Origin of the sequence: Robertkochia flava (assembly GCF_020166515.1) — a bacterium.
GTDB classification, from domain to species: domain Bacteria; phylum Bacteroidota; class Bacteroidia; order Flavobacteriales; family Flavobacteriaceae; genus Robertkochia; species Robertkochia flava.
The window spans coordinates 121,480-134,164 of sequence record NZ_JAINZT010000002.1 but is presented as its reverse complement, the minus strand read 5'-3'; the positions used below and the strand labels follow the sequence as shown (position 1 = coordinate 134,164).

At 46.4% G+C, this 12,685-nt stretch carries 10 protein-coding genes; 5 read left to right on the top strand and 5 right to left on the bottom strand.

The window, feature by feature from the left end; translation table 11 throughout:
- Positions 1 to 46 precede the first annotated feature (46 nt).
- The 4 genes from K7R11_RS01090 to K7R11_RS01075 all read left to right on the top strand — a co-directional run bounded on the left by K7R11_RS01090 (position 47) and on the right by K7R11_RS01075 (position 4,997).
- Positions 47 to 760 carry a TM2 domain-containing protein gene (locus K7R11_RS01090; RefSeq protein WP_224487980.1) on the top strand — a complete coding sequence of 238 codons (714 nt, stop codon included), beginning with the start codon at positions 47 to 49 and terminating at the stop codon, positions 758 to 760.
- 189 nt (positions 761 to 949) lie between these two features.
- Positions 950 to 2,089 carry a hypothetical protein gene (locus K7R11_RS01085; RefSeq protein ID WP_224487978.1) on the top strand — a complete coding sequence of 380 codons (1,140 nt, stop codon included), beginning with the start codon at positions 950 to 952 and terminating at the stop codon, positions 2,087 to 2,089.
- Positions 2,090 to 2,308: 219 nt separating this feature from the next.
- Complete coding sequence (locus K7R11_RS01080; protein ID WP_224487976.1) at positions 2,309 to 3,802, top strand: carboxypeptidase-like regulatory domain-containing protein; 1,494 nt, start codon at positions 2,309 to 2,311, stop codon at positions 3,800 to 3,802.
- Between the two features lie 187 nt (positions 3,803 to 3,989).
- Positions 3,990 to 4,997: an acetylserotonin O-methyltransferase gene (locus K7R11_RS01075; protein ID WP_224487974.1), complete on the top strand. Its 1,008-nt coding sequence runs from the start codon at positions 3,990 to 3,992 to the stop codon at positions 4,995 to 4,997.
- 108 nt (positions 4,998 to 5,105) lie between these two features.
- Here the strand turns inward: K7R11_RS01075 and K7R11_RS01070 are convergent, their stop codons facing one another.
- On the bottom strand, positions 5,106 to 5,852 hold the full coding sequence (locus tag K7R11_RS01070; RefSeq protein ID WP_224487972.1) for a fasciclin domain-containing protein: 747 nt from the start codon (positions 5,850 to 5,852) through the stop codon (positions 5,106 to 5,108).
- Positions 5,853 to 6,121: 269 nt separating this feature from the next.
- Complete coding sequence (locus tag K7R11_RS01065) at positions 6,122 to 6,868, bottom strand: sulfite exporter TauE/SafE family protein (protein ID WP_224487970.1); 747 nt, start codon at positions 6,866 to 6,868, stop codon at positions 6,122 to 6,124.
- Positions 6,869 to 7,093: 225 nt separating this feature from the next.
- On the opposite strand from K7R11_RS01065, the gene K7R11_RS01060 reads away from it, so the two are divergent.
- Positions 7,094 to 7,810, top strand: coding sequence for an SDR family oxidoreductase (locus tag K7R11_RS01060; protein WP_224487969.1), 717 nt, complete (start codon positions 7,094 to 7,096; stop codon positions 7,808 to 7,810).
- A gap of 32 nt (positions 7,811 to 7,842) precedes the next feature.
- Here the strand turns inward: K7R11_RS01060 and K7R11_RS01055 are convergent, their stop codons facing one another.
- The 3 genes from K7R11_RS01055 to K7R11_RS01045 form a co-directional block, all read right to left on the bottom strand.
- Positions 7,843 to 8,838: a succinylglutamate desuccinylase/aspartoacylase family protein gene (locus K7R11_RS01055; RefSeq protein ID WP_224487968.1), complete on the bottom strand. Its 996-nt coding sequence runs from the start codon at positions 8,836 to 8,838 to the stop codon at positions 7,843 to 7,845.
- A gap of 147 nt (positions 8,839 to 8,985) precedes the next feature.
- Positions 8,986 to 9,831 (bottom strand): alpha/beta hydrolase family protein, encoded by an 846-nt coding sequence (locus tag K7R11_RS01050; protein ID WP_224487967.1) that lies wholly within the window; start codon positions 9,829 to 9,831, stop codon positions 8,986 to 8,988.
- On the bottom strand, positions 9,821 to 12,598 hold the full coding sequence (locus tag K7R11_RS01045; protein WP_224487966.1) for a PD-(D/E)XK nuclease family protein: 2,778 nt from the start codon (positions 12,596 to 12,598) through the stop codon (positions 9,821 to 9,823). The genes K7R11_RS01050 and K7R11_RS01045 overlap by 11 nt, the downstream gene beginning before the upstream one ends.
- Between the last annotated feature and the right edge of the window lie 87 nt (positions 12,599 to 12,685).

The window sequence follows — 12,685 nt, the reverse complement described above, 5'->3', positions numbered from 1 at the left end:
TCTTACATTTAGAATGTTGATGTCATTCCAAATGCTTTAGTTCAATATGAATATCCTGAATCCGATCGTGAACAGCCCGACACCCCAGCCCGGAAAGCGGGGTTTTAACAAAATGCTGGGAGAGGCAGATCTCACTTATATTAGAAATTCCAGACGCTATCAGGGCGCAGTACGAAGAACCGACAATGACTTTGTAAAAGCCATTAAGGAAATAAAAGCGGTCGAATTTTCAGGTTCCGGGAAAGCCCTTGTTTCCCAACTTTTGCAGAATACAGACCGGGTACTTGAGGTGCTGAGAAACCAGGATAACAAGTCGCTTACCTATGTACAGGACCTGAATGTGCTAATTGATATTTATAGCACCAAGGCAGAACAGGGAGAAGCGTTGTTGCATGCCCCGTTTGAAGGAAGGGAATTTGAACTCTATAAAACCAGGGAACAGGAGCTGTTGAATTCCGTAAATTCCCTGAGTTTTTTCCTGAGGGAAAAGATTAAAGCGGGTTTGGCAAATGCCGAAAAGCACAAAAAGAAGCGTAAAACGGCACTCATCCTGGCCTTTCCCGTTTTAGGAGGATTCGGACTTCATAAATTCTATCTCGGAGATCTGATCTGGATCGGGTATCTGCTTTTTTCCTGGACTTTAATTCCATTCATCGCCGCAATTATTGACTTTATCAAAATTTACCGGATGAGTGATGCATCCTTTGATCTGGAATACAATAAGGAGTACATATTCTACAAGCAATTCAACGGTAAATAAAGCAGGTGCAATTTCTTAAAGACGCTTTATTCTGTGCCGAATTTGAGGACGTAGGGGTATAAACCATCTTGTAATGGTGTTAACCCGGTATTGGTTTACTTAATCTTATATTAACTCCAATTAGCTAACTGTGAATCTTTTTCGCTCATTATTAGGTTTATTTTTCGGATTTGAACCTAATTAACATATATGAGCAAACTTAATTTTGGAAAGGGAATCGTAATTCTTTTTCTGGCACTTTCCGCCTGCTCCGGCATTTGGGCACAGGGATGTGTGGCCATCAGGCATTTCTCAACCTGCGCGGGGAATAACCTGGAATCGAATTTACTGATGCCTGGAGACCTCCAGATAGGGACTAACTACCGTTATTTTAAATCCTTCAGGCATTTCCGGGGTACGGAGGAAGAGCCCGATCGCATAGCCAATGGCAGTGAGGTGATCAATCACTCCCATTCATGGGATATGTTCCTTTCCTATGGGATCAGCAACCGCATGTATGCCAGTCTTACTATCCCTCTTGTAATCAATACGCGGTCTTCTCTCTATGAGCATGGCAGGGAAGAGCGAAATATGACCTTCTCCAGGGGAGTGGCAGATATCAGGGCCGGAGCGGGGTACTGGCTGCTGGATCCGGAAAAACACCAGCACAGTAATATTGCCATTGGAGCAGGGATCAAACTTCCAACCGGGAACTTTAATGCTACAGATATTTTCTATAATGTGGGCCCCGATGTCGGCTCTCAGACCCGTCCTGTGGATCAGTCAATACAACCCGGAGACGGGGGCTTCGGGTTCACGATCGATCTTCAGTATTATGCGCGAATTACTGAAAAACTCTATACCTATGGAGGTGGTTTTTACCTTTTTAATCCGAGGGAAACCAACGGAATCAGAACCTTCAGAGAGACCCTTAGTCCGATTCTGGAAAACGAATCGATTATGTCTGTTCCCGATCAGTTTGCCGTTCGGGCCGGATTGAGTTATACGCTTAATGGTTTTCTCTCTGGTTCCCTTGGAATGCGCTATGAAGGGGTCCCCGTCGAAGATGTTCTGGGGGGTAGTGAAGGATTCAGAAGACCGGGGAACGTACTTTCTCTGGATCCGGGAATTTATTATATGAAGAATAATTTCACTTTTAATCTCAATGTTCCTGTGGCAGTGCGCAGGGAAAGACCGCAAAGTGTAACAGATCGTGAAACAGAAATGATCACCGGCAACCCCAGAAATGGAGATGCCGCCTTTGCCGATTACCTGATCAATGTGGGATTTGCATTCAGAATTCCATCCAGAACCGTTGTTGATCCTGATCTGATGGAGTCTTTTAATTAGCAGGCTGCTCCGGCCCGTAACCGGATAAAAACCGGAGAAAAACCCGTAACCTTAAAGTGCACCGGCAGAATCGGAATCAAAATAATGATGTCTTTACCCAGATGTAAATCGGGTGGTATTTGCCATGTACTTCCATAGTTTGTGAGTACAGATGTACCTTAATGTGAGGTTCTTTTCCTGAGTAAGAGTATATTTACAGGGAAATACAAAACCCTGATTTTGAAAACACTGTTCTCGTTTCTTGTCGCGTTCTTTTGCGCTATTTCCTGCCTGCAGGCACAATCAGTTTCCGGAAAGGTGGTTGATCAACAGGAGCAACCTGTTCCTTTTGCTACCGTACAGGCAGGAGCCCGTTATGGGGTGATCACCAATATTGAAGGCGAATTTACCTTTAATATCCCCGATGAGTCGATTTCCGATAGCATTACAATTTCCTGTCTTGGATTTGAGACACTGGAAATTGCCCTCGGTGATTTTAGCGGGGGAACAATCGTATTGCGGGAGAAAGTGACGGAGCTGGATGAGGTATTGGTGAGCAATAAACAACTCACCCCGGAGGAGATCGTGGGAGCTATGATGGAGGTGGCCCCGGAGTTGCACCAGGTCTCCGATTTTTCGGAGGTGTTCTTTATGAGGAACCAGGAAAATCAGCGCCTGATGGATTTCAGTTTTGAGGTTGATAAGGCCAGTAAGACTTCCAGGTCCGACCTGAGAACGCTTAACTCAGAGGTGGAAGCCTTAACCCAAAGCCTGGTTGGGCGGAGGTTTAATTTCTTTACGGAATATTATGGGGATCACCTCAGGTTAAACGATTCGGTAAAAGTAAACGTGGAAAGATCCGTGATCCTTAAGGATAAAAAAAGGGATATTTCCTCTGAGGAGATCACCAAAAAACTCATCAATACCATACGTCCCTATCTGGATACGGCGGCAACCTATAAGGTCAAAACCGGTTTGATCAAGGTGGAGGACTCCCTGAAGACCGATGAGATCTTTGAACAGGATCTCGATTCTACCAAGGGTAAGACCCGTTATGTAAAAAGTATGTTGCGTTGGAAATTAAAAGATCACCAATCCTTCTACAAGAACGAGGACCTTGATTTTTTGCAAAAGAGGAACCGCTATACCTACGCTTTGGAGGGATACTCCAATATTGACGGAGAGTCGGTGTATATCATAGCCTTTTCTCCAAAACGGGGTAGTGCAATGTTTCTGGGGAAAATGTATATCAATGTCTTTGATTTCGGCTTAATGCGAATGGAGTACGAGATGCAGGAGGGGGAACATCTGCAGAACATCAACCTGAAGCTCTTGCTGGGCATAAAATACCGGGAAGACCGGGTTAAGGTGATGGCAGATTACCGGAAAAATGAAGACGGGAAGTATTACCTGAAATTTGGCCGGAAAAGCTCCGGAATGTACGCCTATATCAGCAGGCCGCTGAAGTTTATCAAGAACCGTGAAGATCGGTCGGATAACCGGCAGGTATTTAAAATAGATTTTATGTTCGAGCTTGATAACGTCTCGACTTCCGAGATCTATATCGCAGAAAACAACCCGGTCTCTCCCGAGACTTTCAAAGCTGTGGAAGAGCAGGAACGTTTTCAGCCTTTGGAGATCGAGGTGTACGACCCCGGGATCTGGGAAGGATATAATATTATAGCCCCTATTGAAGCCATAAGAAATTACGGGAATTCTGCTAAAGAATTATAGGCGAAAATGGTGTCTGTGCCTTCCATTATGTTGAAGGTGAATAACTGGCCTGAAAGTGCCGGGTTTTGAATTGGTGACGGTTCTTAGGCTGTTTCCGGTGCGCTGCCGATTTCTGTCTTATTACTCCCTGAATTGTTGTAACTTCATGTTATTCAGAGGATTAAGTTCAACTTCAATTGTTTTTAAAATGCAGGAAATACAACCGCACCAGCAACTCACCCAAATGATCACCGGTTATACCGTTACCCAGGCCTTATATGCAGCAGCAAGGCTGGACCTGGCCGAGATAATCGCAACCAATGACCTGCTATCTGTAAGCGATCTGTCAGAAAAGACAGGGGCAGACACCGATGCCCTGTACAGATTGCTCAGGGCCCTTGCCTCAGTAGGGGTTTTCAGGGAAAAGGAAGAAGGGGTGTTCATTATGACGCCCATGGCAGAATGCCTTCGGTATGGGAATCCTCATAGCGTCAAAGCCATGGCCCTGGGAATGGGGCACGTATTTTATCCTGCTTACCAGGAATTACTGTACAGCGTAAAAACGGGCAATGGCGGATTTGAAGTGCACCATGGCAAGAAAGTCTTCGAATATTTTAATCAGCATCAGGATCAGGCGAAGATCTTCGATAGAATGATGACCGATTTTCACGGGGGAGAAACCATGCCGATGATCGAGAACTACGATTTCTCTGCATGTGAAAAGATCGTGGATGTGGGTGGTGGAAACGGGGAAGTTTTGATTCGCCTGCTTCGTGCGCACAAGGAGCTGGAAGCTGTACTGTTTGACCTTCCTCATGTGATCAAGCGGTCTGAAGAGAATATAGAAAATTGCGGGTTGGCAGATCGCTGCTCCTGTGTGGGAGGTAGTTTTTTTCAAGCCGTACCTGAAGGTGGAGATGCCTATATCCTGAGACATATTGTACACGACTGGGATGATACCTCGGCCGTTAAGATCCTGAGCAATTGCGCTAAGGCCATGAAACCGGATGGTAAGGTCCTGGTGGTGGAAGCGGTGATTCCCTCCGGCAACGACCCGCACCCCTATAAATGGCTGGATCTGACCATGCTGTTGATAGGCGGCAGGGAACGCACCGAGAAACAATTCCGTGAGATCTTTGACGCAGCCGGCCTGCAGTTATCCCGGATTATCCCTATTACGCCATTGGTAAATGTGGTGGAAGCGGTACGGAAGTAAGTCCTTGAAACTCGTTCCTGTAACTCGTCCATGAAACTAAAAAAGCCACCCCTCTCAGGATGGCCTTACTTAAGCAATGAAAACATTTCATTGATTACAGTTCATGTCTTATTCTTTTAATGGGAGGTCGGCAGGGTTTACCGGTAGTATAACCGTATTGATAATATGAATAATACCGTTGGAGGCAGAGATATCGTAAGTTACTCCCTGACTGTCTTCCATAATTACGATCTGTGAAGTATTGCCCACTGCATTGATGCTACCATCTTTATTTACCTGGAATGTAGCACCATCGAGTAAGGTTTCTATGGTTTTTGGATTATCCGTTTTAGGTAGCACACTGTTAGACTTCCTTCGGCCGTCAGTAACATGGTATAAAAGAACGTTCAGGACGATATTCGGGAAATTTTCATATTTCTCTTCTCCATTCTCTATGGTTAAAGCAATGGTCTCGTTAAGATCAGCGCCTGCTTCCAGAATTTCCAATGCTGTGAAAGCATTTACAAAGGCTTCATCTGTGGGTGCAAAGACCGTGTACTGATCTGTTCCGTTTACGAATAAATTAACCAATCCTGCATTCAATTCGGCATCCACATACCCAAGGGCTGCCACGAGGATGTTGAATTCATCCGGATTACTGTTCAGAGCGATCTGCCCTATCGAAGGTCCTTTTTCAGGGCCATTCTCCTCCATATTTTTTCCCTTGGCCTGTACTTCGGTCAGGGATGCATCCTGGTCATTGTAAAGATCTGATTGGTCATTGGTACAGGACATGAGCACCATCAAAAGCGATAGCATGATCGCAAATCCGATAATTTTTTGTGAAGGTTGAAAGTAAAGTTGATACGTTTTCATAATAGCATTTTTTATTGTTTAATAAAGTTACACATATGATTAAACAAAAATTAATTTTTATCAGAATTTTAATACGAAGTAGTTGATATTCAATAGATTGAAGATGTTTTTTCGGGGTGATTGCAGCGGGATAACTCGGAGTTCAAATCTAAGAAGGCTTTACCATAGATGGAGGAAGTTGCTTTTTCACCTTCCTGTTTCACAGAGGTGAAAGATTTAAAATACGTGATGGTTTCTTTTCTGTCACTCGTTTATGATATAAGAAAGACCTATCCTCCCAACTGCCTCGCCAGTAAGATCACTCCGCTTATCACCATCAATCCGATCATCCACTGACGGAAGCGAACACTGCTCATTCCCTTTAAAAAGCGTTTGCCTAAGATGTTTCCGAGTGTGGCTCCCAATCCCAGGACGAGTCCGTAGAGCCATAGTTTCCCTGAAAGCAGGCCTAAAAAGGTATAGCTTCCCAGTTGGGCGAGGCCCATGATAAAAGCGTTCGCTGTTTTGGTGGCAATAAGGTCTTCCTTATCCAGTCCGAGGTTGAGATAGAACGGATTGAGTACCGGCCCCATGGCACCGATCATGGTTCCGAATACCGAAACCAGGAATCCCAAGGGCAGGAAATAAGGGAGTTTCATAGGGAAGGATTGTGACTTTTTGCCGAACCGGAATTGAAAAACGGTACTGATCAGAAACACGCCGACCAGCAGTTGTAATCGTTCCAGGTTGATTTCCTTAAAGAGCCAAGATCCTGTCCAGGCACCGAGAATTGCTGCAGGTGCATACCACTGTACCACTTTCCATTGGATGTGCTTCCGGAAAATGACCAATCGGGAAGGCCTCCCGATAAAGGTTCCCAGGTTTAGAATGGGTGCAGTATTGCTTACACCCAGCGCAAAATTAATAACCGGCACCATGATCAGGGCACCGCCTCCACCTGAGATGGTGGAGATGACAAAGGCGAGGGTTCCAAGACCAAAAAGTAATAGTAATAGTAAAGGTTCTGACAGCTCCATTTGACATGGAAATTACAAAGAAATCCGCATTCCAGCAGGAAATCTGTCATTACCGTAAGCTGGCTGTATATGCCGGTTCCCAGCCGGCTTAATTTTAGGATTTTTTAGCATATGGTCTGTATTCCGGCACCTATGTTTTAAGATGAGGTTAAAATTTGGGATCTGTTATTCTCAGAATTTTCATTGCGCTATGAATCGCTTATCTTTATGAGAAAGCATTAAAACATGGAGATAAAAGATAAAGTAGCCTATATCACGGGCGGAACAAAAGGAATAGGATACGGCATTGCCAAAACCCTGCTGGATGCCGGAATGCGGGTGGCCATCAGCGGTCGCGATGCGGAAGACGCGAAAAAAGCTGCTGCCACACTTTCCAAAGACAGCAGTCGTGCTTTGGGAATTGGGTCAGACGTCAGGGATCTGGATTCGGAAAAGAAAGCGGTGGCTGCAGTTCTGGAAGCCTTTGGGCAGGTAGACCTGGTGCTGGCCAATGCGGGGCTGGGGCATTTTGCCCCTGTAGATGAACTGGAACCGGAACAGTGGTTACAGATGATTGACACCAATCTGACCGGTGCTTTTTATACCCTTAAAGCATCAATGGATGCCCTTAAAGCTTCGAAAGGGTATTATATGACCCTTGCGAGTCTAGCCGGAACCAATTTCTTTCCGACAGCCTCCGGGTACAATGCTTCTAAGTTTGGCGTGGTAGGCTTTACGCAGGCTGCCATGTTGGATCTGCGGCAGTACGATATCAAGGTAACCACCATCATGCCCGGGTCTGTGGCCTCCCACTTTAACGGTCATACTCCGGATGAGGACTCCGATGCATGGAAAATACAACCGGAAGACCTTGGAGAATTGGTGTTGGACCTGCTGAAAATGCATCCGCGTACCCTGCCAAGTAAGGTGGAGGTAAGACCAACACGACCTGATAAGAAGTAAAAGACTTAAAAAATAACCAGTGCAGTGCCCTGCTATGGAGTAATCCTGCAGGGCACTTTTTCTATGCTGTGGGCCAGGTTCAGGATGGCGCTTCCGGTCTGGGCTATAGGGTTCACATTCTTCGCCAGGACCATTCCGCTGCTGGGCGCAAAGAACTCCCTGCTGAGCTCTCCGAAAATATTGCGTACTTCGGCTATTTTTTCTCCTTTTTCAACATGGCTTAACAGTTCCGGAAATACGGTTAGTATGCCTCCGGCATTCGATCGCATCCAGGTGGAGCCTTCCACGAGCCAGGTGTCTTCAAGGGTGCAGGAAACCGGGGAGGATACCATGTTGAGGTGGTGCATAACATTCCAGATACCTACCATGGCGTCATTTACCACATCCGGTTGAAAAATAGAAGGATCCTTAAGCTCCAGGGTCAGGGATTTTATTCCCAGGGACGAAGCGTAGCCGCGCACGGTTTGTTCATCCGGGGTGCTGTGTAATATGGCTTCCGGGTTCTGAAGTAGAGCCAGGTTACGGGTTTCCTTGTCTTTCAGGTCGGCCCGGATATGCCAGCAATTCTGTTTGCCGTATCCGGTGGTATGCAGGTCCAGGAAATAATCGAAGTGTTTGATAACCCTTTCAATAAGCCTGTTGATATAAACGCTGCTCGCGATCCCTGTTTCAGATCCCGGTGCCTGGCGGTTCAGATCAAAATCGTCATTGAACCTGCGTTGCCCGAGAAGTACCCCTGGGACATTGGCGACGAGAATTCCGATTACCGTACCGTTGATGTCGTCATTGTTGTTGAGGTGGTCAAATAATCGCTGGATGACATTGATCCCATTCAGCTCATTTCCGTGCAGGGCGGCATTTAAGCCCAAAACGGGGCCATCTTTCTTTCCCCTGGCTACCAGGATGGGTACCCTGATAGGCTCTCCAAGTCCGTTATTGATAATGTGCAGCCAAAATTTCGAGATCTCTCCCTTGGGAAATCTGGAAAGGTCAAATTCCTTGTCTGATGATACTTTTGTAAACTTCATAGTCCTGGTTAACAATGCAGAATTTCGGACACCTAAGCTATTAAATTAATTGATGCCAAGGTTCAAATTCAGGCAGATGGTTCAGATTTTTTTTGTCCGTAAAATAGTGCTGCAACCCAGTAGGTAAATGACTTTCCCGGGGACACCTTACTCCTGTTTGATGAAGTCAACGGTGGCGTCTACCGCATTTTTTAAATGTCCGGGTAAACGATTGACCTCCCAGGGGTGTTTGCCGCCAAAAACGTGGTCGGCCCCTTCTATGACATGGAGCCTGGCATCCGGATTCCAGGATTTCAAAGCCATGGCCTCCTTAAGGTCTACGGTGGGGTCTTCGGTGCCGTGAACAATGAGATGCGGCAGGTCCAGGGATGTGGCAGCCGCTCTTATGGTAAAGCGCTCTTCATTGGCCACAAAATCTTCGTAAAACTGGTAATAGTGGGGGAGCTGTTGTTTGGTACGGCTGTTTTCCACATAGATCACCCCATTTGCCCGCCAGTAATCCAGGGCTTTCTTATCGGCAAAACGCGATTTAAAATCACTGACTCCTGCCCAGCTGGTTACCGTGGCAACCCGGTTTTCCTCTGCTGCCTTTAGGGTAACGATACCTCCGCCACGGGAATGTCCGATGAGGTGAATGTTCACCGTGTTCTCTGATTCTACCCGGGACGCGCCATCGCCACAGACCCATTCGATCACCGTTTGAAGATCGTCCATCTCCTTGGTGAAATTGTTCAGGGCAAAGGCTTCCAGGTCCGGAAAGTCAATGGGCTGCTCGATGGTACCCCCGTTATGGGAAAAGTTGAATTTGAGAAAAGAAACCCCTTCCCTCACAAATTCACGGGCTACAAGGTCCCAGCAGCCCCAGTCCTTGAATCCCTTATAACCATGGCAGAATACGGCCAGGTCTCCGTTTTGCTGTTTTGGGGTGTAAAGATCAAGAGGGATAGGGCGCTCGTGTTTTCCTTCGAGAATGTGCTGCGTTTTAGTAATCATAACTTTTTATTTCTTTTTCTACAAAAGGCAGTTCAGGGTCGCAAATAGTTCGGATCAGGGTGAAAAGTTGGGCTTCAAAGGCATCCATCACTTCGTCCGTGATATTAGGATCTGAATTCCGGGAACCGGGGCCCTCTGAGATGGCAAAGGGCATAAATCCGTTCTTAATCTTTTTAAGGCTCACGATGCCTGCCTGTACTTTGGTGTTTTCTGGAATGTAGCCTTTCATCATATATACGTAGCAAAGCACCTGGAAGGCTTTACTGTATTTGTAATCGGCGGTCAGATTTTCCCAGTTATAGATCTTCAGGTCTGAAGGTTCTACGGTCCCGGTTTTGTAATCTACTACGGTCCAGATCCCGTTAACCTCTTCAATGCGGTCTACCTTACCCTTTAGTTTTACCGGGAAATCCAAACCTGGTATGGAGAATTCAACCGGCACATCATTTTCCAGGGCCAGTATGCATATGCGGTCACCTTTCTTTATACGGCTCTCTTCGTAGTCGAGATATTTCTCTACATAGCGTCTTGCTACGTGATAGCTTATCAGGTTTTGCCCTCTTACGGTTTCCGGATCTGAATAGAACTCCCGGAACTTATTATCCACCACCGGGCTGAGGTTTTCCCGGATGCGTTTGAGGTCGGCCAGTTCCAGTGTTTTATTCAGGTAGGGCAGGTATAATTCTTCCAGGCTGTCGTGTACGATGGTTCCCATGGTGTTGGCGGCAACGGTTTCTTCTACCATTTCGAGTTCACGAATCCTCAGTACGCGTTGCTTATAAAAATCGATCGGGTTTCTGATAAAGTTCGTCAGAGAAGACGGGGAAAAGCCTTCTCCTGCTACGGTGCGCAGTCGCGATAGAAGACCGGGGGATTTGTCCAGGGATAAGAGGGCGACTTCCTTACTTTCAATTTCCGGACTTGCGAGTATTTCCCTGATACGGTGTTCGGGAATGTCTTCCAGGAGCAGTTGCTGTATAAATCGGCTTTTTTCTCCTCCATCCAGGGATTCCGTGGCGGTATTGTAGATGATATAAATGTTTTTGGCCCGCTGCAAAAGGCGGTAAAAGTGATAGGTATATATCGCATCCTTCTCTTTATAGGTGGGTAGTCCGTAGTGGATCTTCAGATCAAAAGGGATAAAGGAATTAAAGCTTTTTCCTCCAGGGAGTACTCCCTCATTGACAGAACTGATGATCACCGTTTCAAAATCGAGGTTTCTGCTCTCCAGCATCCCCATCACCTGGAGTCCCGTCAGGGGTTCTCCCTTAAAATCTACGGTTTCTTTTACCAAAAGGTCACGATATACCTGTAAGAGGGCGCGATGGTCTGTTAGCGAGGTGTAGGTTGTGCGGATATGCTGCAATTGGTTAAACAACTGATAGAAACGGTAGAGGTACTGAAGAAAAACAGGATTCTTATGTTCTTTGTCCCGGTAGTGATCCCGCATTTTAAGGGTAAGCGCAGCGCAATTGTCGATAAGGGTTGACAGATGCTCCGTATCTTCCGGGAAAAGCAAGGAAAGCACTGCCCGGTTCTCATCTCCGGGGATAAGCTCGGGAATTCGTTGTCCGGGGATATAGATCAGATTTTCTTTTCCGATCCGCTCCAGGAATTGTTCTACTCCATGCTGCGGCATAATGCCCTGGCATGCCGGGTGTGAGAGTATGCGGTCCAGGTCTTTGTGATACCACAGGCTGTTCCTGGTCTTGCTCCAGCTGTGTATCAGAATTTCGAAAAAGCTGGCAAAAGGAGTGAGTTCCAGCGGTAATCCGCTGGTAATGTTGATCTGGTCGATCCCATCCGGAATGGAATTAAGAACGGCTGGGAGGAGGGCTTCCTGCCCCAATACCACAGCTGTTCCTTCGGGTTTACCCTGTCCGGAGTGGAGGTTTTTAAGGAGGTTTCCGATGTATTTGGCTTGTTGTATATTGCCTGGGACTCCGACAATTTCGATGTTTTTAGGTTGATGGTAATGATTGCCGATATATTTAAACCCCTGTTTTTTTATATGGGGCCAATCTTGCTGGACTCGCCTTAAGAACAACCCGGCATCATGATCGGGATCTTCCAGGAAATGCCGGTCGGTGTCCCAGTAGATCTCGCCGGGACAATTGGCAAGGATCTCCTGGATAATGTGACTCTCGGCCTTGTTCAGGGCATTGAATCCTATAAAATAGTGAGGTCTTTCCGGATGTGCCTGGATATAATACTCTACCTGTTCACTCGCTTCCCTGTAGATCATGCCCTGGTAGGCCAGGCCTTTTGCGGCCAGGGTATTCCGGAATTCGTGATAGAGTTGCTTCAGGTGTTTCCAGAAATGAAGGTAGTTTTTTTGAAGCGTTGTCTGTGAACCGGAATTGGTCCAGTGATCGATCTCCTTGATGTTGAACAGATGATCAAAAATGGTGTCCGGAGGGATAAGATACCTGTCGATCTCATTGAAATCCTGGATGGCGGTTTGTGCCCAGGACGTAAACTCATAAAGTGGGTCGCGTTGTGATTCCGGCGTGCATTTTTCGTAAGTGCGGTAAAGCTCGAAAAGGAGATGGAGGTTGGTAGCCTGCTCCAGGTTTGAGATCTCCTGTACAAATTCTTCGATGCTGTATATAACAGGAAGAAAGGTGGTTTTATCAATAACCGATTTTAATTCGTTCTTCAGAAAGGCTCCCGCTCTTTTGCTGGGCAGCACCAGTACCAAATCGTGCAGATTCTCAGGATGTAATTGGGCGATCTCCGAAATGGTGGCAGAGAGGAAACTTTTCATAGCATTTTAAAAAGAAGTGATGAGGTATAAAAATAAAAAAACGCTCCGGAATGCCGGAGCGTTTTAGTGTATTTAGTGAAACGGGTT